A 20,232-nucleotide genomic window follows, 5' to 3' on the forward strand; every position below is an offset into this window, starting at 1 on the left:
GTAGCGGAGGTTAGCGGTTCGCTGCCATGCTGACCAGATGGTCGCGGGAACTCAGCACACCGACGGGACCGTTCGCCGCCGCCGGGATCCCGACCGCGCCGAGCGCATCCTCGCCGCGGCGGCCCGGCTGGCCGCCGGCCGCGGCTTCCACACCGTCGGGATGACCGAGATCGGCGCCGAGGCGGGCATCGTCGGCTCCGGGATCTACCGGCACTTCGCCTCCAAGGAGGCGATCCTGGTCGCCCTGCTCGATCGCGGCATGGCCCGCCTCGAAGCCGGTGCCGCCGCGGCGCTGGACCGCGCCGACTCCGACGCGGAGGCACTGTCGTTGCTGGTCAGGGACCATATCGCGGTGGCGCTCACGCACCGCTCCGAGCTCGCTGTCTATCACCGGGAGTCGCACACCCTGCCCGCGGACGAGCGCCGCTCGCTGCGGCGGCGGCAGCGGCACTACGTCGAGGACTGGGTGCACGTGCTCGCCCCACTGCGCCCCGACCTGGCCGACGCCGAGCTCCGGCTCGCCGTGCACGCGGCCACCGGGGCGATCCAGTCGACGCTGTTCTTCCGCAGCGGCCTGGAGCCGGAGCGGATGAGCGACCGGCTCGCCGAGATGGCCCACGGTTGCCTCGGCGTCCCGCCCGTCGAAGTGAATTTCAGATAACTCAAAAGCTTGCCGGAGTGGTCCCGGTCACGCCATAGTCGGCGGTCGGCGGACGAAGGAGACCGGCATGCGCAGCACCGACCGCAGCACCGAGCGCAGCACCGACCCGGGCGCGATCGACGTGACGACGCTGCGCGGCCGCCGCGCCGTGCAGCGCTGGGAACGGACCTGCTCCGGCGACGTCCTGGAGCGGCTCACCTGGAGCCGCCCGGACCAGGTGGTGCTCACCGGGGAGCCCGGGGCGTACGGCGACGACCTGTTCGCCGCGGTCACCGCCCGCGACGGCGACCGGTGGGCGAACCGGTTCGCGCACGCACTGCTCGGTGCCGGCCTGGAACCGGGCGACCGGGTGCTGCTGGTGTGCGAGAACTCGGTCGAGGCGTACCTCGCCAAGATCGGGATCGCGAAGGCCGGGATGGTCGCGGCGCCGGTCAATCCCGGCCTGGCGCCGGACGTCGTCGCCGAGCTCGTCACCCGGGTGCAGCCGCGGTTCGCGCTGGTCGACGCCGAGCTGTGGCCCCGGGCCGAGCCCGCGTTCGCGGCGTGCGGGCTCGCCGTCGGCGCCACGATCACGATCGGCGGCGGGCCGGTCGCCGGCTCGCCGTCGTTCACCGAGCTGCTCGCGGACCGGCCGGACACCGAGCCGGACGTCGCGGTGCACGGCGACGACATCGCCGAGCTGCTGTTCACCTCCGGCACGACCGCGCTGCCCAAGGCGGTGATGCTGTCCCACCAGTACGCCCAGACCGCCGGTCTGAACTTCGCGCTGTCCCTGTCGCGCGGGCTGCGGCACGAGTCCGACCTGGTCGTCGGCACCTTCCTGCCGGTGATCTACCACGTCGGCGACGTGATCTTCCCGAACGCCGCGCTGCTCGCCGGCGGCTCGGTCGTGCTGGGCAGGCGGCCGGTGCCCGCCGACATCGTCGCCGCCCTCGCCCGGCACCGGGTGACCGCGCTGTGGGCCGGGTCGCCGCAGCTGGTCGGGCTGCTGGCCGACGAGCTGGATCGCGATCCCGCGCTCGACGCGACGTCGGTGACCGCGCTGGTCTACGGCTGGGGTGCGCTGGCGCCGTCGCTGCTGGACCGCCTGGAGCGCCGCTGCGCGCCCGGGATGGTCGCGGTCGGCATCTTCGGGCAGACCGAGTCGATCGCCTGCCACCGGTTCTGGCCCAGCCGCTGGCCCGCGACACACGCTGCGACCGCGCCGTCGGTGAACTACGTCGGCGTCCCGAGCGCGCTGCTCGCCTCCGACGTCGTCGACGCGGCGAGCGAGCCGGTGCGCGGCGAGCCCGGCGAGGCCGTCTACCGCTCCCCGGTGATGGCCGCCGGGTACTACCGCGATCCCGAGGCGACCCGGGTGGCGTCCGGGACGGCTGGTTCCACTCCGGCGACTCGGTGCAGGTCGACGACGACGGCCTGCGGATCATGGTCGACCGCTACAAGGACATCGTGAAGTCCGGCGGCGAGAACGTCTCGTCGATGCGGGTGGAGGCGGTGCTGCACCAGCATCCTGCGGTGGCCAGGGCCGCGGTGATCGGATTGGCACACGAGCACTGGGGCGAGGCGGTCACCGCGGTCGTCGTCCCGGCCGAGGACGCCGTGGTCGACGAGGCGGAGCTGCTCGCGTTCTGCCGGGAGCGGCTCGCCGGGTTCGAGACGCCCAAGGCCGTGGTGGTCGCCGGGGCACTCCCGGAGACGGTGGGCGGGAAGGTGCTGAAGTACCGGCTGCGGGCCGAGCACGCGGAGCTGTACCGCACGGGCGGGGCGTGAGCTTCGCGCCACACGGTTGACAACCGCGCCCCACCTGGGTTCGGTGGGTGCGTGATCGCCTTCCTGCTGACGCGCCGTCGTCACGTCGATCACCTGGTCGTCACGAGCCAGGCCTGTCGCTGACCAGCCGGTCACCGGGTCCGTTTCCTCACTTTCTCCCCCGGGCGCGCACGCCCGGACCGCCCCACGGCGGACGACCACCAGGAGATCTCCTCCATGTCCGAGAACACCGTCGGCTCGCTCGACACCACGCTGAACGCCCAGCTCACCGAGCCGCTGAAGTTCGCCTATTGGGTCCCGAACGTCTCCGGTGGGCTCGTCACCAGCACCATCGAGCAGCGCACCGACTGGGGCTACGACTACAACGTGAAGCTCGCGCGGACCGCCGAGAACAACGGCTTCGAGTACGCGCTGTCCCAGATCCGCTACCTGGCCAGCTACGGCGCCGACCACCAGCACGAGGCCACCGCGTTATCGCTCGCGCTGGGCCTGGCCACCGAGCGGCTCAAGGTGATCGCCGCCGTGCACCCCGGCCTGTGGGAGCCCGCGGTCCTCGCGAAGTGGGTGGCCACCGCGGACCACCTGACGAAGGGCCGGATCGCGATCAACGTCGTGTCCGGGTGGCTCAAGGCCGAGTTCACCGCGCTCGGCCAGCCGTGGCTCGAGCACGACGAGCGCTACCGGCGGGCGAACGAGTTCATCCGGGTGCTGCGCGAGATCTGGACCGCGGGCGAGGGCGGCGCCGACTTCGCCGGCGACTTCTACCGCGTGCACGGCTACGACCTGAAGCCCAAGCCGGTCGACGTGCCCGGGCGGCCGCACCCGGAGATCTTCCAGGGCGGCAACTCGACGGCCGCCCGCCGCAACGGCGGCACCGTCTCCGACTGGTACTTCTCCAACGGCAAGGACTACGACGGCTTCACCGAGCAGGTCGCGGAGGTGCTCGGCCACGCCAAGACCGCCGAGCGCCTGGCGCCCGTCCGGTTCGGCCTGAACGCGTTCCTGATCGCCCGCGACGACGAGTCCGAGGCCCGCGAGACCCTGCGCGAGATCATCGCCAAGGCCAACCGGCCGGCCGTCGAGGGCTTCCGGGACGCCGTGCAGCAGGCCGGGAACGCCACCGGCGACAAGCGCGGGATGTGGGCGGACTCGTCGTTCGAGGACTTGGTGCAGTACAACGACGGCTTCCGCTCGCAGCTCATCGGCACCCCGGAGCAGATCGCCGACCGGGCGATCGAGTACAAGCGGCGCGGCGCGAACCTGCTGCTGCTGGGCTTCCTGCACTTCCAGGAGGAGGTCGAGTACTTCGGCGCGAAGGTGCTGCCGATCATCCGGGAGAAGGAGGCCGAGCTGGCGGCCCGCGAGCCGCAGCCGACGGCGGTCTGATCCCCTCGTCCCCACCGCGAACGGGCCGTCCGCACGGACGGCCCGTTCGCGCATTTCCGGGGCGCCACCGGGGTGACCGGACAGGTGCGCCGGATCCCATTCCGGGGAATGTCGAGTTGACACTTCGGGGCGACATCGTGAGAATTCAGGACGTGCTGTTCACCGAGCTCACCCGTCGGCGTCACGTCGACCTGTCCCGCGTGGCGTCGTCGATCTGTCGGTGAACTCGGCGCCGATCCCCGGTGCCGGTCGCGGCGGTGGCCCGGCTGGCGGTCCGGTCGCTGATCCCGGCGCCGGGCGTCCTGCCGGTCCGGTCGCCGACGCCGCGGTCAGGCTCCTGCTGACCTGGCCGCCGGGCCGGGACTGATCCGGTGCCCGGCCCCTGGTCCGGGTCGCGGCGCTGGTCCCGGCTTCAGGGCCGGTCCCGGCTTCAGGGCTGGTGCCGACTTCGGGGCTGGTCCCGGCTTCGGCGCCGGTCCGGGGCCCGGCACCCGACCTCGGTGCGCCGCCGGCTCCTGGTGCCGCCCTCGGTGCCGCCCTCGGCGCCGGCCTCGCTCCCGGCACCGACCCGCAACCCCGGCCCCGGCATGCACCCGGCCACGGCCGCGCCGTCCCCGGCGCCCCCGCTCACCCGCCCGCCATCCGGCCCGCGACCCGACACCCGACGCCCTCCGGAATCGTCACCGGCCCGCGTCCCACCCCGTTTCGCACGCATTTCTCGCCGCATTGCAGTGGCCGGTGCACAACGGGTCCTTCCGGCTGCCCGAATTCTGCTGCCCAGCATTCACGACACGACAGGGAGATGCCCGTGACCACGACCGAGAACCGCCCCGGATCCGATGTGATCGACTGGTCGGCCGCACCGGCGCCCACCGACGAGGCCGGCTGGCTGCAGCGGGCCCGCGAGGTCCGCCGGATCCTGGAGCGCGACGCCGCCGCCCGCGACCGGGCCGGCGCCACCCCCTACGACGAGGTCGCGCTGCTCAAGGAGTCCGGCCTGGTCACCCTGCTCGGCCCGGTCGAGCACGGCGGCGGCCAGGAGTGGCCGGCCGCCCACCGGGTGATCCGCGAGGTCGCCGCGGGCGACGGCTCGATCGGCCAACTGCTCGGCTACCACCTGCTGTGGTTCTGGGCCGCCCGCCTGGTCGGCACGCCGAGCAGATCGAGGCGGTGGAGGCCGAGGAGGGCATCACCTTCCACGACGACTGGGACAACATCGGCCAGCGGCTCACCGAGAGCGGCAGCGTCACCGTCGACGGCGTCCGGGTGCCGTGGACCTCGGCAGCCGGCTTCGTCGACCGCGCCTTCCAGCCGCGGGTCTACAACACGCTCAACGTGCCGACGATCCAGCTGGTGTTCGTCAGCTTCTACCTGGGCATCGCCCGCGGGGCCCTGGAGACCGGCGCCGAGTACACCCGCAGCACCACCCGGCCCTGGCTGCACGGCAGGCAGGAACGCGCCGTCGACGAGCCCTACCAGCTCGATCTCTACGGCGACTACCAGTCCAAGCTGTGGGCGGTGGAGGCGCTCGCCGACGCCGTCGCGCAGGAGGCGCTGGAGATCCACCGGGACGCCTGGAACGTCACCGCCGAGCAGCGCGGCGCACACGAGGTGCGGGTCGCGGCGGTGAAGGCCCGGGCCACCGCGTCCCACCTGGGATTCGACCGGTTCTGGCGCAACGTGCGCACGCACACCCTGCACGATCCGGTGGCCTACAAGCGCCGCGAGGTCGGCGCGCGCCTGCTGCGTGACGAGCTGCCGGAGCCGACCTGGCACTCGTGATCACCGCTCGTGGAGCGTGGCGCCCGCCAGGTGGGCGCCACGCTCCACAACGCGTGATCAGCTGATGGCGGCCCGGACCTCATCCGCGTGCGCCTGGGCCCAGGCCGCCACCGTGGTGCCGGGGCGGCCGGTGACCTCCTCGACGACGCCGCTGGGGGCCGGTTCGACGTCACGCAGGAACCCGAGGATGGTGTGCACCAGGAACTCGGCGGTCTCCCGGCCGGCCGAAGGTTCCAGCGCCGCGACCGCCGCCTCCTCGCTCACCTGTTCGAACTCGATCGGGACGCCGCTGGCCGCGGCGAGTGCGGCCACCGACTGCACCCGGCTCACCGGCTCCGGCCCGGTGAGGGTGAGCGCGCGGCCTGCATAGCCGTCCTCGGTGAGCGCGACGGCCGCCACCTCGGCGATGTCGGTCATCGCGGTCGGCGTGCTCGCCAGGTCCGGCCACGGCTCCCGCACCACGCCGGTCTCCCGGATCTGTGGGTACCAGACACTCACGTTCTCCACGAAGTCGGCCGGCCACAGGTGCGTCCACTCCCGGGCGCCCGCCTCCACCGCGCTGGTGACCGATCCCCACCAGCTCTCCGGCTCCCCGGACAGGTCCACCACGTGCTCGACGCCCGCCGCCGTGGCCCGGTCGACCACCTCGGCGGCCGTCTCCTCCACCGGGGCCAGGTACATGGCGCGGACGCCGTCGAACACGCCGTCCAGCGTCGACGGCCGCCGGACCGAGCCGCGGACGACCTGCACGCCGTCCGGCAGCGCGGCGCGCACCGGATCGACGGTCAGCGCCCGCACCGGACCGGCGCCGCGCGCCAGCAGATGGTCGACGACGAGACGTCCGATGTTCCCCGTCGCGCCGGTCACCAGGATGGTCATGACAACCCCCTTCGGTTCACCCGATACACCGTACCGTCATTTCCGTACGGTGTACTGGGTGAATTGTGGCGCACGATCGGCGGGCTCAGTGCGTCCGGTTGCGATCCGGGTCGTGCTCCGCGCCCGGCTCCTCGCGCCCGCGCAACCGGGGCAGGAAGCGGCCGGTGCGGCTGCGGTAGGCGTCGTACTCCGCGCCCAGCGCGCTGCCCAGTCCCGGCTCGTACACCGCGCGGGCCTGGATCTGCACCGCGACCAGGATCAGCACCCCGGCCAGTACACCGAGCAGCGTCGGCGAGATGAACAGCATCCCGGCGCAGCCCACGATCAGGCCGGTCAGCGCGGGATTGCGCACCCGGCTGTGCAGGCCGCCGGTCGCGAGGACCGGCCGGCGTGCAGCTGCGGCGGCAGCAGGGCCGGGCTCGGTGCCGCCGGCCACCGCCGCACCCGCCTCCGTCGCCGACCGCCGCCACACCGTGCCGAGCTGCAGTGTCGCGATCGCGACCACCGCGAACCCGAGCAGCAGCAGCCCGGCCCCGACGACCGCGACACCCGGCCGGGCCAGCACCGCGATCGGCTCCAGCACGCCGAGCGCGACCAGCAGCGGGGCACCGAAGCCGAGCAGCGCGGCGACGAGCAGCAGCAGCCGGGCCCACCAGGCCGGGCTGCCCGGGGTGCGGACGACCTCCAGCCGGCGCTCGCCGCGGGCCCGGTGCGCGCGGCCCCGGAGCCAGACGGTGATTCCGACCCCGAGCACGCCGAGCAGGACCGCGGCCCAGCCGGCGACCCGGTCGTCGATCAGCGCCGCGGCGTCCGACCAGGCGTCCGGCCCCCACACCTCGGGCACCGCCTCGACGAACAGCCAGGCACCGAAGACGAAGAACATCAGCGCGGCGCCGATCGAGATGACCCGCTCCGGCAGCCGCTGGCCGAGCTTGCGGCCGACCACGATCGCCATCGCGTCGGCGGCGACCATGCCCAGCGTGGAGCCCAGCCAGACGCCGAACCAGTTGTACTGGGTGGCCAGCGTGATGGTGGCCAGCATGGTCTTGTCGCCCAGCTCGGCCAGGAAGAACGCGACCGACGCGGCGACCACCGCCGAGCCGCCGGCCCGCTTGGCCTTGCGCTCCTCGTCGTCGGTGAGCGAGTCCCCGCGCAGGGTCCACGCGCCGAAGCCGATGAAGGCGACCGCCGCGACCAGTGAGATCCAGCCGGTCGGGAGCGACGCGCCCAGGCCGACGCCGACGGCCACCGAGACCAGGTGGGTCACCGAGGTGGCGATCGTGATCCCGATGAGCACCGGGATCGCCTTGAAGCGGGTCGCGAACGTGAGGGCCATGAGCTGCGACTTGTCGCCGAGCTCGGCCACGAAGATGACACCGAAACTGACCGCGAACGCGACCAGGAAACCGTCCATGTCCATCCCTCGATCTCGCGCCGGATCGAGGTAATGGGGATCCTCGATCCGGCACTGCCGGATCGAAGGTCTCGCTCGCCTGGTGGTGGTCAGGCCGCCGCACCCGGGGCCGCCACCGAGGGCGTGCCCAGTATGTCGAGCGCAGCGTTGGGAGCTACTCCCCTTCGCGTACCCGGTGGACGTTACCGCACCGATCCAGATCCGCTCGACCCCCGATCCTGTGACCGCCCTCTCACACGGACCGGCCCGGATGGCTTAGCGTCGCGAACGAATCCGCGTCACCGGTGACCGAGGAGGACCCGCCATGCCCGAGGCCGTCGTCTGCGAGGCCGTCCGCACGCCGATCGGGAAGCGGAACGGATCGCTGGCCGGGGTGCACCCGGTGGACCTGTCGGCGGCCGTGCTCGACGCGCTGGCGCAGCGGACCGGGATCGATCCCGGCGTCGTCGACGACGTGGTGTGGGGCTGTGTGAACCAGGTCGGCGACCAGGCCGCGCAGATCGGCCGGTACGCGCTGCTCGCCGCCGGCTGGCCGGAGACGGTGCCCGGCGTGACGATCAACCGGGCCTGCGGGTCGAGCCAGTCGGCGTTCGACTTCGCCGCCGGGATGGTGCTCGCCGGGCAGTACGACGTCGTCGTCGCCGGGGGCGTCGAGTCGATGACCCGGGTGCCGCTCGGCGCCGGACGCGACCTGGGCCGCCCGTACGGGCCGCTGGTCCGCGAGCGCTACCGGGCCGACCTGACCTCCGGCGAGTTCCCGAACGCCGACTTCAACCAGGGTGTCGGCGCCGAGCGGATCGCCCGCGACTGGAAGCTCTCGCGCACCGAGCTCGACGAGTACGCGGCCCGCTCGCACGAGCTCGCCGCCGCCGCGATCGACTCCGGCGCGTTCGACGGGCAGCTGGCCGCGGTCCCCGGTGCGCCCGGCTTCGACGCCGACGAGGGACTGCGCCGCGGCACCACCGCAGGCACCCTCGCCGGGCTGACGCCGTCGTTCGCCGCGGACGGCGTGATCCACGCCGGGAACAGCTCGCAGATCTCCGACGGCGCGTCCGCGGTGCTGGTCACCACCCCGCAGCGGGCCCGCGAGCTGGGCCTCACCCCGATCGTGCGCTACCACTCGGGCGCGGTGTCCGGCGCCGATCCGCTGCGGATGCTGACCGGGCCGATCCCGGCGACCCGCAAGGTGCTGGGCCGGGCCGGGCTCGGCGTCGCCGACATCGGCGCCTTCGAGGTGAACGAGGCGTTCGCGCCCGTCCCGCTGGCCTGGCAGGCCGAGTTCGGCGCCGATCCGGCCCGGCTCAACCCGCTGGGCGGCGCGATCGCCGTCGGGCACCCGCTGGGCGCCTCCGGCACCGTGCTGCTCACCCGGATCGTGCACCACATGCGCGACCGCGGGATCCGCTACGGCCTGCAGACGATGTGCGAGGGCGGCGGCACCGCGAACGCCACGATCGTCGAGCTCGTCGAGCACTCCGGGTGACCGGCGGCACCTGATCGCGGCCGCCTGCCACGACATCACACCGAACGCCGCAGCGATTCCCAGCGCGATCACAGGCTCGTCTCAGGGTCGGGCCGCACAGTACTGACATGACCGAGCAGGGACCGGGTCCGAGCGGGAGCCCCGACGGACGCACCGCCGCCGACGGCGGCGGCGGCCCGGGGCCGGCCCGGCCCGACCGACGTTCCGGCGACGCGCGCACCGGCGACGCCGACGACACCCGCGCAGAGGAGGCACCCGAGATGAGCGACACCGAGCAGCGGAGCCCGTCCCCCGAGTGGGCGGCGGCCGGCCCCCGGCCGGGCGTGCCCGCGCACGGTTCGGGGAGCCCACCCACCTCGGTGTACCCGCCGTTCCCGCCGCCGAACGGCGGCCACCCCCCGAAGCCGCCGAAGCGGCTCGGTGCCAGCGTGGTCGCGCTCGCCCTGGCGGCCGGCCTGGTCGGCGGCGGGGTCGGCTTCGGCGGCGCGTACGCGGTGCTCGGCTCGTCCGGCTCCGGGCAGCCGACGCTGGCCAGCGCGGCCGACCCGGGCACCCCGGCCCGCGCCGCGGACGGCTCGATCGCCGGGGCCGCCGCCGCCATCACCCCGAGCACGGTGGACATCCAGGTCCGCACGGCGCAGGGCGTGTCCGAGGGGTCCGGCGTCATCCTGACCGCCGACGGCGAGGTGCTCACCAACAACCACGTGGTGTCCGGCGCCGCCCAGGGCGGCCAGATCACGGTGACCCTGTCCGACGGGACCCGGCACGAGGCGACCGTCGTCGGCACCTCCCCCAGCTACGATCTCGCGGTCATCCGGTTGCAGGGCGCGTCCGGGCTGACCGCGGCGACCCTCGGCGAGTCGTCGGGCGTCCAGGTCGGCGAGCAGGTCGTCGCGACCGGATCGCCGCAGGGCCTGTCCGGCACCGTCACCGCAGGCATCGTGAGCGCGATGAACCGGACGGTCGCCGCGGGCGGCGACGGCGAGGCCCCGGTCGTCTACAACGGGCTGCAGACCGACGCCCCGATCAACCAGGGCAACTCCGGCGGCCCGCTGGTGAACCTGGCCGGCCAGGTCGTCGGGATCAACTCGGCGATCGCCACCACCGGGCAGAGCCAGGGCTCGATCGGGCTGGGCTTCGCGATCCCGGTGGACACCGCCAAGCGGGTCGCCCAGGAGATCATGTCCGACGGCGTCGCCACCAAGCCGCAGCTCGGCGTGCAGGGATCGGTGGCGGCCTCGCGGGCCGCGGCCACCGGCGCCGGCGCGGAGATCGCCGCCGTCCAGCCCGGGTCGGCCGCCGCGCAGGCCGGCCTGCGCGAGGGCGACGTGGTGACCGAGGTCGACGAGTACCCGGTGTCGAGCTTCGCCGACCTGATCGCCCGGATCGGCAACTTCGCCCCGGGCCAGCAGGTCACGCTGACCGTCGGCACCGGGAACGACGCCCGCCAGGTCCCGGTCACCCTCGGCAGCGTCGAGGACACCCCGGCCGCGGCGAACGCGCAGAACGGCAGCACACCGGACGGATCGGGCGGCGAGCTGCCCTTCGGGTTCAGCCCGTTCGGCGACGGCAACTGACCCCACCCGCTCCGGCCGGGCGCGGCACATCCCTCCCGTCGCGCCCGGCCGGTCCTCGCCCGTCCCGGGCCCGCGGCCTCCCGGCCGTCACCGCGGAGCGTCGGCCCGGTCCCCCGAGTCCCGGGCACGACGGTCGCGGCGCCGCGCGCGCAGCCGTCCCACGACCGCCGACACCGTCCCGACCACGGCCACCAGCCCCACCGCCAGCCCGGCGGCCACCAGCGGCGAGTCGGTGAGATTGCCGGTCAGCACGCCGAGCACGCCGTAGAGCAGCGTCCACAGCAGGGCGCCACCGGCGACCGCGGGCAGCAGCTTCGCCCAGGCCATCCCGGACGCGGCGGCGGCGATCAGGGTCGGCACCCGTCCGGCGGGGGCGACCCGGCCGACCAGCACCAGCAGCCAGCCGCGTTCGGCGAAGGCGTCCCGCATCCGCGCCACCCGCGCCCCGGTGCGTTCCCCGCCGAACCGGCCGCCGGCGACCGCGTCGAGCACCGGGACGCTGCCCCGTCGGGCGACGGCGAAGGTCACCACGTCCCCGGCCAGCGCGGCGACGAAGGCCAGCCCGAGCACCAGCGGCAGGGACAACGCGTCGGTGGTCATGGCCGTCGCGGCGGCCGCGCCGACGATCGCGCCGGTCGGCACGACCGGCAGGATCGAGCCGAACAGCACCCCGCCGCCGACGACGAGATAGGCGATCCGGCCGGCGTCCGGGGTCAGCTCGGCCTCGATCCACTCCTCGGCCGGGAGCGGTGCGGTCGCGAGCGCGGCCAGCAGCACGCTCACACCGTCGCCCCGACCCGGGCGCCCGGCTCGACCACCAGCGGCCGGGTGGGCAGTCCGGCCGCGGTGACGGCGGCGGCGAACTCGTGCGGCGGGTGCACCAGCAGCTCGCGCATCCGGCCGCCGATCCGGCCGGGCACCGAGCAGAGGCCGGTCACGGCGAGCGTCCCCCAGTGCACCGGCAGGGTGACCTTCGGGGCGAGCCGGCGGACCGCCTCGGCCGCGCCGGACGGGTCGAGGTGCCCGGGCCCGAGGCTCGGCCCCCAGCCCCACACCGGCAGCGCCGCGAGATCGATCGGGCCCTGCGCGGCGACGTCGTCGAGCCCGGGGAACAGCCCGGTGTCGCCCGCCGCGTAGACCCGCAGCCCGTCGGCCTCCAGCAGGTGCCCCATCGCGTCGGCCTGCGGGCCGTGCGTGAGCCGCGGGCCCCAGCGGTGCCCGGAGTGCTCGGCCGGGGTGCCGGTGACCCGCAGGCCGCCGAAGGTCCTGGTCTCGCCGACGGCGAGCCCGGACACCCGGGCCACGCCGCGCCGGCGCACCCAGCCGGTCGCCCCGGCCGGGACGACCACCTCGGCGTCGCGGGGCAGCAGCCGCAGCGACCGCAGGTGCAGGTGATCGGCGTGCAGGTGCGAGATCAGGACCAGGTCGACGTCGGCGAGCGCGGCCGGGTGCACCGCGGGCACCATCCGGCGCAGCGGGCCCACCGCCGCGGTCAGCAGCGGATCGGTCAGGACGGTGCGTCCACCCATCCGCAGCCGCAGCGTGCTGTGGCCGAGGAAGGTCGTCTCCGGCAGGTCCACGATGCCGAGTATCCCCGTGTCCGGGCGTGCGCGGTCAGGCGTTGCCGAGAACCCGGTCGACGGCGATCTCCAGCACCACCCGCTCCGGGTTCGGCCGGGGCTCCTTGTACTGGGCGGCGTAGCGGCGCTCGGCGTCCCGCACGGCCTCCGGGTCGTCCCGGACGACGGCGACGCCCTCCAGCGTCGACCAGGTGCGGCCCTCGACGAGGGAGACCGCGACCCGGGCGCCACCGGGACCCGCCGCGGCGACGTTGCGGGCCTTCTGCGACCCGCCGCGGCAGATCACCCGGGCGATCCGCTCCTCGACGTCGACGGTCACCCCGACCGGGACGGCGTGCGGGGTGCCGTCGCGCCGGGTGGTGACGAGGATGCACGGGCGGCGCTCCGACCACAGCTGCAGGAACGTGTCGGAGACGCCGTCGGCGAGGGAGCGGCGTCGGGTCACGCCGACATCCTCGCCAACCGTCCCTTGCTCTGCTCACCCGGGGCGCTGCGGGGTGTGCTGCGGGGTCTGCGGGCGCGGCCCGGTGTAGACGCCGAGCGGCCGGAACCGCGGACCCGGCTCCGCGTACTCCTCCAGGGCGTGCGCCACCCAGCCGACGGTGCGGGCGGTGGCGAACACCAGCTCGCCGGCGTCCGGCCGCAGGTCGTGGGCGTGCATCAGCGCGGCCAGCGCGAGATCGACGTTCGGTGCCGGGCCGTCGCCGCGGGCCATCCCGTCGGTGAGCGCGTCGACGCAGGCCAGCACCCGGTCCGCCCGCGGATCGGTGCGCAGCCGATCGAGCAGCGCGACGGCCCGGGGATCGGCGCCCCGGTACACGGAGTGCCCGAACCCGGGGACCCGCTCCCCCGCCCGCAGCCGGGCGGCCAGGGCTGCGTGCGGATCGTCGAGCGCCTCGGCGAGGAAGCGGTGGGCGAGCGTCCCGGCGAGGCCGTGCCGGGGGCCGTCGAGCGCCCCGAGCCCGGCCGAGACGACGGCGTGCACGTCGGCGAGGGTGCTCGCGGCGACCCGGGCGGCGACCGTGGACGCGGCGAGACCGTGGTCGGCGAGCAGCACCAGGGCGGCCCGGAGGTGGTCCGGGCCGGTGCCGGGGTCGGCGGCCGGGTCCCGGGCGAGCGCGGGCCACAGCAGTACCGCCGGATCGGGCCCGGGCGGCGGCTCCGGTGCAGCCGGGGACGCTGGTGCGGCCGGGGTGGGCTGTGCGGCCGGAGCAGCCGGTGCGGCCGGTGCGGCCGGTGCGGCCGGTGCAGCCGGTGCGGCCGGTGCAGCCGGTGCGGCCGGGGACGCGGCCCCGCCCAGCGCGGCGACGACCGTCCCCAGCAGCGTCGCCGCCGTCCGGGTCACCGCGGCCGGGCGCACGTCGGCACGCAGCGGATCGGCGGCGGCGACCGCGGCCACCGCGACCCGGAACCGGTCGGTGCTGCGCGCCCGCGCCGGCAGCGCGGCGAGGGCCGCACCGGCCACCGCCAGCAGCTCCGGATCGGCGTCGAACCGGACCGGGCCGGGCACGTCCCACAGCAGCGCGGCGACCTCGGCCAGGTCAGCGCGGGCGGCCAGCCCGGCGGCCGGGACACCCCGGAACCACGGTCCGCCGTCGGCCACCAGGGTGATCCCGGTCCGGATCCGCTCGACCACGCCGGACGGTTCGCCCGCCTCCCGGCCGCGCGCGGCGAGCGCCTCCACCTCGGCCCTGGCGAACCGGCTGCCCCGCCGCCGGGCGCCCCGTACGCTGGTCAGCAGCCCGCGGCTGGCGTAGGCGTACACCGTCTCGCGCTTCACCCCGAGCCGCTGGGCGGTCTCCTCGACCGTCAGGAAGTCCACCAGGTTGACGCTATCAACATTGACCCGATCAATATTGACAATGTTTCCCGGTGGGGCGGACCGTGCGCCACATGACCATCACCGACCCGGGCCTACGCGGGATCGCCGTCACCAGCACGAGCATCGGCGACGTCCGCGGGGACGAGGGCTTCTACCACTACCGGCAGTACTCGGCCGTCGAGCTCGCCCGCAGCCGCACGTTCACCGACGTCTGGTTCCTGCTCGCCGAGGGCAGGCTCCCGGACCTCGGCGAGCGGGCCCGGTTCGACGCGCGCATCGCCGCCCGGCGCGCACTGCCGGACGCGGTACAGGCACTGCTGCCCTCGATCGCCGACGCCTGCGGCACCGATCTCGCGGCGGGGCTGCGCACCGCGCTGTCGGTGCTCGGCCCGCTGCACGGGCTGCGCCCGCTGTGGGACGCCGGCCCGGAGCGCGGCGCCGAGGACGCGCTCACCGTGTGCGCCGCGACGCCGACCGTGCTGGCCGCGCTGTACCGGCTCGGCGAGGGGCGGGAACCGGTGCCGCCGCGCGCCGATCTCGGCCCGGCCGCGAACTGGCTGTGGATGCTGTCCGGAGCGGAACCGGCCCCGGAGCACGTCCGGGCCGTCGACGCCTACCTGGTGAGCACCGTGGACCACGGGTTCAACGCGTCGACGTTCACCGCCCGGGTGGTCGCCTCGACCGGCGCGGACGTCGCGTCCTGCGTGGTCGCCGCGATCGGCGCGTTCGCCGGGCCGCTGCACGGCGGGGCACCGGACCGGGCGCTGGAGTCGCTGGACCTGATCGACCGCGACGCCGGCGGATCACCCGAGCGCTGGGTCGCCGACCGGCTGGCCGCCGGCGAACGGATCATGGGGTTCGGGCACGCCGTGTACCGCGGCCCGGACCCGCGCGCGGCGCTGCTGCGCGACGTCGCGGCCCGGCTCGGCGGACCGCTGCCCGAACGCGCCGCCGACGTCGAGCGGCGGATCACCGACACCCTGGCCCGGCTGCGCCCGGACCGGCCGCTGCACGCGAACGTCGAGTTCCAGGCCGGCGTCGTGATGGCGGGCTGCGGCATCCCGCGGCGGATGTTCACCCCGACCTTCGCGACCAGCCGGGTCGTCGGCTGGTGCGCGCACGTCCTGGAACAGGCCGCCGAGCGCCGGCTGATCCGGCCGTCCGCGACCTACGCCGGACCGCCGGCGCCGGAGCCGGTCCCGGCCGTCTGACCGGCCCGGTCGCCGCGGGTGTCGCGGCGGATCGGGTGCTCGGGCGGCACCTCGACGAACACGATCCGGGTGCCGTCCGGATCGGCGACCCACATCTCGTGCAGGCCCCACGGCTCCTGCTTCGGCTCGCGCAGCACGGCGACGCCCGCGGCGGCCAGCTCGGCGTAGGTGGCCGCCAGGTCGCGGACCTGCAGCCACAGCCGCAGCCCGCCCGGATCGGTCCCCGGGTCGCCGTCCGGCGCCCCGGACGGCGACGCCGAGACCTCCAGGAACCCGCTGCCCAGGAAGAAGACGGTCCCGCCGGGGAACTCCCGGGAGATCGCCAGGCCCAGGGTGTCGCGATAGAAGGCGACGGCCGTCGCGGGATCGGCGGGACGGAGGATGGCGCGGCTGGCGAGGATCTCCACGAGGCCGCACGGTAGCGGTCCGGAACGCGGCCGTGACACGGGCGAGACGCGGGTGAGATCGGTGGCAATGCAAACTTTCCGGTTGCTGCGGGACACGGTGGCGTGCTCATCTGATCGGGCACCACCACTTCTCGCCGCCACGGAGGTCGCGTGTTCCGGGCCCGAACCCGCCCCGCTCAGGACCCGGACGCACGCACCGGCCCGGGCGCCCGCCCGGCGGTGGCGATCGCCGTGCTCGCCTCCTGCGGCCTGCTGGTGTCGCTGCTGCAGACGATGGTGGTCCCGCTGCTCCCCCGGTTCCCGGAGCTGCTGTCGGTGACCCCGTCGACGGCGTCCTGGCTGATCACCGCGAACCTGGTGGCGGGCGCGGTGTCGGCGCCGGTGCTCGGCAGGCTCGGCGACATGTTCGGCAAGCGCCGGATGCTGCTGGTCGCACTCGTCCTGGTCGGGGTCGGATCGGTGATCGGGGCGCTGGCCCCGGGCATCGAGCTGCTGCTCGTCGCCCGGGTGCTGCAGGGCACCGCGTTCGGGGTGATCGCGCTGGGCATGAGCCTGATGCGCGACATCCTCCCGCCGGAGCGGGTCGGCTCCGGGGTGGGGCTGATGTCGTCCTCGCTCGGCTTCGGCGGCGCGATCGGCCTGCCGATCACCGGCGTGGTCGCCCAGTTCACCAGCTGGCGCTGGCTGTTCGCCGGCGCGGCGGTCCTCGCGCTCGTGCAGATCGTGCTGGTGCGCAGGCTGGTGGCCGAGTCGGGCCTGCGGACCGGCGGCCGGTTCGACGCCGTAGGCGCCGTCGGGATCGGCGCGCTGCTGGTCTCCCTGCTGCTCGCGGTCTCCAAGGGCAACGAGTGGGGCTGGACGTCGCCACAGGTGATCGGACTGTTCGTCGCCGCGCTGGTGCTCGCGCCGGTGATCGGCCGGTACGAGCTGCGGACGCGCACGCCGCTGGTCGACCTGCGGGTGTCCGCCCGGCCCGCGGTACTGCTGACCAACACGGCGACGGTGCTCGTCGGCTTCTCCATGTTCGCCGGATTCGTGCTGACCACCCAGCTGCTGCAGGCACCGGTCGCCACCGGCTACGGCTTCGGCCAGTCGCTGCTCGTCGCCGGCCTGGTGCTGCTGCCGATGGGCGGCTCGATGGTGCTGTTCTCCTCGACGTCGGCGCGGCTGTCCCGGGCCCGCGGGCCGCGGACCACGCTGGTGCTCGGCACGCTGGTGCTCGGCGCCGGGAACCTGGCGTTCGCGACCCTGCCGGGGACCATCTGGCTGCTGATGCTGGTCGCGACGCTCACCGCGATCGGCGCCGCGCTCGCCTACTCCGCCATCCCGCTGCTGATCATGCGGGCGGTGCCGGAGTCGGAGACGGCCGCGGCCAACAGCCTCAACACGCTGGCCCGCCAGCTCGGCACCAGCGCCTGCACCGCCTTCGTGGCCGCGGTGACGACGGCGTTCGTGCTCGACGACGGGATCCTCCCGGCCGGCATCGCCTACACGATCGCGTTCGCCGGGGCCGGTGCGGCCGGGCTGCTCGCGACGCTGCTCGTCGCCGTCACGCCGGCGCCCGCCCCGGAGCGGCCGGCAGTGCCGGACCGCGGGCCGGACCGCGGGCCGGACCACGGGCCGGACCACGGGCCGGAGCACGGCACCCGCACCGCGGCCACGACGCCGGAGGCGTGCCGGCACTGACACCCGGCGACCGCGGCGGCCGTGCAGGACGGGCGGCGGCCGGACAAGGGCGAGCACGGGCCGGCACGGGCGCTCCCCGCACCGCCGACCGTCCATCAGGGACTCCGATCCCCCCGGCCCCGTTCCACCGAACGGACCCACCGGATGGCCCACTGCCCGGGTGATGCCACATCGTGGCGGTGCACACTCCCGCCGCTGCCCGGCACTGCGTGCCGGTGCGTGCGCGGAGGGTGCCCGGCGGCCTCCGGTGGATCTCCACTGTGGACACCCACCCGCCGCCCACCTGCCGTTTCACCGAAAATGCATCCAAAACTTGCCGGTAGAACTACTCGGTAACATTCTCCCCGGTAACCGTCCGAGTTGACCGACTATCCGTGAGCGCGCACACTCCAGGGCTTGGATCACATTCCGATCGTGACCGTCCGCCGATACCGTTGCACGCACCGCATCCGATCCCATCGCCTGGCTAGTGCACGCGTCCAGCCTGGTGATTCCCGCCCGGCCGGCGCTGCTCCAGGAGGTCGCCCATGAAGCCGTTCGTGGTCAACAACCACGACCGTCTGGTCTTTCCCGCCAATTTTCTGGCTGAGCTCGATTTCTCGGTCATCGACGATCTCGACCAATTCACGGCAATCGTCGGCCGCGATTTCGAGGCCAAGGCCCCCACCGGGACCGAGATCCTGGAGCGCATCACCGCGGGCTCCTACGAGAGCCGCTTCGGGCTGCTCCGGGACATGAGCCAGAACCTGTTCTGGGTCAACCGGTTCTCCATGACGATGTTCGAGAAGCGGCCGACCCGCTGGCGGGACCTGCCGAGGCACCGGGCCGACGTCTTCCTCCCGGTGCTCACCCCGTGGGAGGACGGTGACAAGAAGGTCCGCGCGGTCCGCGAGGCGTTCGAGACGCTGCCGGCCACCTGGGACGACGAGACCGAGCGCGGCATCTTCGATCTGCTCTTCGACGTGTTCGGCCACCGCCGCCACCACGCCACCGAGCTGCCCGCGGTGAAGCCGACCGTCGAGCAGTTCCTCGCCACCCCGGGCGCGATGACCTTCGTCGTGCCCCGGCACGACCCGGACTACCCGGTCTTCTCGTTCAACCAGATCCTCGACGCGCACGCCGAGGTGCCCGAGCTCGAGGCGCTGACCCGGTGGGCGATGGTGCTGCACAACCAGTACCCGTGGGACCGCGCCGCCACCGAGCTGCGCACCGCCGACGAGATCGGAGACGACGACCACGTCATCGCGTTCCATCCGCGCAACCGCGACGTCGAGGCCTTCCTGGACCGGGCCACCGGCGCCCGGCCGGCCCGCCGCGGCCGGCTCGCCACCCGCTCCGAGCCGGTGACACCGGAGTCCCCGCTGCCCCCGGTCCGGGTCCGCGAGGCGTTCCGGGTGCAGCCCAGGGTGGAGGCGCTGGCCGTCGTCCGGGGTGAGCACGTCTGCTCCAACACCGACGTCGTGCGCAACACCGCGTTCTCCTGGTCGCCGATGAGCGCCGACGAGATCTCCGCCAAGACCGGCATCGACCAGCGCCGCTACACCGAGCTCGACATCGAGGACCTGGCCTGGTCGGCGGCCGTGCGCGCGCTGGAGCACTCCGGCCGCCGGCGCGAGGAGATCGGCGCGGTGCTGGTCGCGACCTGCACCAGCGAGCGGTTGATCCCGTCGCTGTCGACCTGGCTGTCCGGCGAGCTGGGCCTGCTCCAGACGCACTGCTCGGCCGACATCATCGCCGCCTGCGCCGGGCTGCCCTACGGCCTGTCCGAGGCCGTCCGGCAGCTGCAGGAGGTGCAGCGGCCGGTGCTGCTGGTCTGCGTCGAGAAGTTCTCCGACAAGATCGGCAACGTCCGCACCTCCCGGATGATCTTCGGCGACGGGGCGGCCGCGATGGTCGTCGCCCCCGCGCCGGACGGCGAGCCGGGCGACATCGACCTGCTGCAGACCTACGCGTCCGGCCCGGCCTCCGAGGTCAACTCGATCATCTGGCCGAACCCGGAGTTCGACAACGACATCACCGTCTACGGGCCGGAGGTCAAGGCGCTGGTCTCCCGCTACCTGGCGCAGATGATCTCCGAGCTGTCCGGCGAGAGCGGCCCGGACGGGACCGGGTCGATGCTCGACGCGATCGATCTGATCGTCCCGCACCAGGCCAACAAGACGATGATCCTGCAGCTCGCGGCCAAGGCCGGGCTCTCCGCCGAGCAGCTGTACTTCAACATCGAGTCGATGGGCAACGTCTCGGCGGCGTCCATCCCGATCGCCATGTTCGACGCCGTCGCCGACGGTGTGGTGGCCGGCCGCACCCGGGTCTTCGCGCCCGGCTTCGGCGCCGGCGCGGTCGGCGGCTACGCCGTGCTGGAGGTGGACCCGGCCGTGATGGCACCCGAGGTGTTCCTCGACCCGGCAGGCGCGCCGGGGCAGCCGACCGGCACGGCGGCCGCGACAGCCCCGACGTCCGACGACGTTCGCATCGCGTTCGGCGAGTGACGAGGATGGGTCCCTACCGGTAGGACGGTGCGGGCGATCCCCGCCCGTCCCGCCGACCCGCCGTCACCGCCGCCGCAGCAGCGCC

Annotated in this window: 17 protein-coding genes and 1 pseudogene; 11 read left to right on the forward strand and 7 right to left on the reverse strand. The window is 74.4% G+C overall.

Annotation, left to right across the window (positions count from 1 at the left end; all coding sequences use genetic code 11):
* The first annotated feature begins 37 nt into the window (after window positions 1-37).
* The 6 genes and pseudogenes from ACVJO7_RS00230 to ACVJO7_RS00255 all read left to right on the forward strand — a co-directional run bounded on the left by ACVJO7_RS00230 (window position 38) and on the right by ACVJO7_RS00255 (window position 5,599).
* Window positions 38-661, forward strand: a complete 624-nt coding sequence (locus tag ACVJO7_RS00230) for a TetR/AcrR family transcriptional regulator (RefSeq protein ID WP_491671199.1) — start codon at window positions 38-40, stop codon at window positions 659-661.
* A gap of 67 nt (window positions 662-728) precedes the next feature.
* On the forward strand, window positions 729-2,114 hold the full coding sequence (locus ACVJO7_RS00235; RefSeq protein ID WP_491671200.1) for an AMP-binding protein: 1,386 nt from the start codon (window positions 729-731) through the stop codon (window positions 2,112-2,114).
* Window positions 2,057-2,431 carry an AMP-binding enzyme gene (locus tag ACVJO7_RS00240; protein ID WP_491671201.1) on the forward strand — a complete coding sequence of 125 codons (375 nt, stop codon included), beginning with the start codon at window positions 2,057-2,059 and terminating at the stop codon, window positions 2,429-2,431. Before ACVJO7_RS00235 ends, ACVJO7_RS00240 begins: the two co-directional genes overlap by 58 nt.
* A gap of 216 nt (window positions 2,432-2,647) precedes the next feature.
* Window positions 2,648-3,817 (forward strand): dimethylsulfone monooxygenase SfnG, encoded by a 1,170-nt coding sequence (sfnG, locus tag ACVJO7_RS00245; protein ID WP_491671202.1) that lies wholly within the window; start codon window positions 2,648-2,650, stop codon window positions 3,815-3,817.
* Between the two features lie 152 nt (window positions 3,818-3,969).
* Window positions 3,970-4,041: a putative leader peptide gene (locus ACVJO7_RS00250; protein ID WP_358488790.1), complete on the forward strand. Its 72-nt coding sequence runs from the start codon at window positions 3,970-3,972 to the stop codon at window positions 4,039-4,041.
* 584 nt (window positions 4,042-4,625) lie between these two features.
* Window positions 4,626-5,599: pseudogene (locus ACVJO7_RS00255) on the forward strand (acyl-CoA dehydrogenase family protein).
* A 57-nt stretch (window positions 5,600-5,656) separates the two neighbouring features.
* Here the strand turns inward: ACVJO7_RS00255 and ACVJO7_RS00260 are convergent.
* Together ACVJO7_RS00260 and ACVJO7_RS00265 are read right to left on the reverse strand one after the other, a co-directional pair.
* The gene (locus tag ACVJO7_RS00260) at window positions 5,657-6,478 is read right to left on the reverse strand and encodes an NAD(P)H-binding protein (protein WP_491671203.1); all 822 of its coding nucleotides are present in this window, start codon (window positions 6,476-6,478) and stop codon (window positions 5,657-5,659) included.
* Between the two features lie 85 nt (window positions 6,479-6,563).
* Window positions 6,564-7,892: a TMEM165/GDT1 family protein gene (locus tag ACVJO7_RS00265; protein ID WP_491671204.1), complete on the reverse strand. Its 1,329-nt coding sequence runs from the start codon at window positions 7,890-7,892 to the stop codon at window positions 6,564-6,566.
* Window positions 7,893-8,196: 304 nt separating this feature from the next.
* Between ACVJO7_RS00265 and ACVJO7_RS00270 the strand changes: the two genes are divergently transcribed.
* Window positions 8,197-9,375: a thiolase family protein gene (locus ACVJO7_RS00270; protein ID WP_491671205.1), complete on the forward strand. Its 1,179-nt coding sequence runs from the start codon at window positions 8,197-8,199 to the stop codon at window positions 9,373-9,375.
* 107 nt (window positions 9,376-9,482) lie between these two features.
* The gene (locus ACVJO7_RS00275) at window positions 9,483-10,952 is read left to right on the forward strand and encodes a S1C family serine protease (RefSeq protein WP_491671206.1); all 1,470 of its coding nucleotides are present in this window, start codon (window positions 9,483-9,485) and stop codon (window positions 10,950-10,952) included.
* A gap of 87 nt (window positions 10,953-11,039) precedes the next feature.
* Here ACVJO7_RS00275 and ACVJO7_RS00280 read toward each other — a convergent pair whose 3' ends face one another.
* Genes ACVJO7_RS00280 through ACVJO7_RS00295 form a run of 4 tightly spaced genes read right to left on the reverse strand, consistent with a single transcriptional unit; the run spans window position 11,040 to window position 14,354 of the window.
* The gene (locus ACVJO7_RS00280) at window positions 11,040-11,735 is read right to left on the reverse strand and encodes a DedA family protein (RefSeq protein WP_491671207.1); all 696 of its coding nucleotides are present in this window, start codon (window positions 11,733-11,735) and stop codon (window positions 11,040-11,042) included.
* Window positions 11,732-12,532, reverse strand: coding sequence for an MBL fold metallo-hydrolase (locus ACVJO7_RS00285; RefSeq protein ID WP_491671208.1), 801 nt, complete (start codon window positions 12,530-12,532; stop codon window positions 11,732-11,734). The genes ACVJO7_RS00280 and ACVJO7_RS00285 overlap by 4 nt, the downstream gene beginning before the upstream one ends.
* A gap of 34 nt (window positions 12,533-12,566) precedes the next feature.
* Window positions 12,567-12,977: a TIGR03618 family F420-dependent PPOX class oxidoreductase gene (locus ACVJO7_RS00290; protein ID WP_344025624.1), complete on the reverse strand. Its 411-nt coding sequence runs from the start codon at window positions 12,975-12,977 to the stop codon at window positions 12,567-12,569.
* Window positions 12,978-13,010: 33 nt separating this feature from the next.
* Entirely contained in the window at window positions 13,011-14,354 is a 1,344-nt protein-coding gene (locus ACVJO7_RS00295) for a citrate synthase (protein WP_491671209.1), read from the reverse strand.
* A 71-nt stretch (window positions 14,355-14,425) separates the two neighbouring features.
* Between ACVJO7_RS00295 and ACVJO7_RS00300 the strand changes: the two genes are divergently transcribed.
* Window positions 14,426-15,565 carry a citrate/2-methylcitrate synthase gene (locus tag ACVJO7_RS00300; RefSeq protein WP_491671210.1) on the forward strand — a complete coding sequence of 380 codons (1,140 nt, stop codon included), beginning with the start codon at window positions 14,426-14,428 and terminating at the stop codon, window positions 15,563-15,565.
* Here ACVJO7_RS00300 and ACVJO7_RS00305 read toward each other — a convergent pair.
* A complete protein-coding gene (locus ACVJO7_RS00305; RefSeq protein ID WP_491671211.1) occupies window positions 15,523-15,972 on the reverse strand; it encodes a VOC family protein in 450 nt (149 codons plus the stop codon). The genes ACVJO7_RS00300 and ACVJO7_RS00305 overlap by 43 nt on opposite strands.
* 150 nt (window positions 15,973-16,122) lie before the next feature.
* Between ACVJO7_RS00305 and ACVJO7_RS00310 the strand changes: the two genes are divergently transcribed.
* Window positions 16,123-17,658 carry an MFS transporter gene (locus ACVJO7_RS00310; protein WP_491671212.1) on the forward strand — a complete coding sequence of 512 codons (1,536 nt, stop codon included), beginning with the start codon at window positions 16,123-16,125 and terminating at the stop codon, window positions 17,656-17,658.
* Between the two features lie 527 nt (window positions 17,659-18,185).
* Window positions 18,186-20,147, forward strand: a complete 1,962-nt coding sequence (locus ACVJO7_RS00315) for a 3-oxoacyl-[acyl-carrier-protein] synthase III C-terminal domain-containing protein (RefSeq protein ID WP_491671213.1) — start codon at window positions 18,186-18,188, stop codon at window positions 20,145-20,147.
* The last annotated feature ends 85 nt before the right edge of the window (window positions 20,148-20,232 follow it).

It is taken from the genome of Pseudonocardia sp. DxW (assembly GCF_058448985.1).

Coding starts and splice junctions, on each gene's coding strand:
- ACVJO7_RS00230 (WP_491671199.1), top strand. CDS start 38: ATGGTCGCGGGAACTCAGCACACCGACGGGACCGTTCGCCGCCGCCGG.
- ACVJO7_RS00235 (WP_491671200.1), top strand. CDS start 729: ATGCGCAGCACCGACCGCAGCACCGAGCGCAGCACCGACCCGGGCGCG.
- sfnG (WP_491671202.1), top strand. CDS start 2,648: ATGTCCGAGAACACCGTCGGCTCGCTCGACACCACGCTGAACGCCCAG.
- ACVJO7_RS00260 (WP_491671203.1), bottom strand. CDS start 6,478: ATGACCATCCTGGTGACCGGCGCGACGGGGAACATCGGACGTCTCGTC.
- ACVJO7_RS00265 (WP_491671204.1), bottom strand. CDS start 7,892: ATGGACGGTTTCCTGGTCGCGTTCGCGGTCAGTTTCGGTGTCATCTTC.
- ACVJO7_RS00270 (WP_491671205.1), top strand. CDS start 8,197: ATGCCCGAGGCCGTCGTCTGCGAGGCCGTCCGCACGCCGATCGGGAAG.
- ACVJO7_RS00275 (WP_491671206.1), top strand. CDS start 9,483: ATGACCGAGCAGGGACCGGGTCCGAGCGGGAGCCCCGACGGACGCACC.
- ACVJO7_RS00300 (WP_491671210.1), top strand. CDS start 14,426: ATGACCATCACCGACCCGGGCCTACGCGGGATCGCCGTCACCAGCACG.
- ACVJO7_RS00315 (WP_491671213.1), top strand. CDS start 18,186: ATGAAGCCGTTCGTGGTCAACAACCACGACCGTCTGGTCTTTCCCGCC.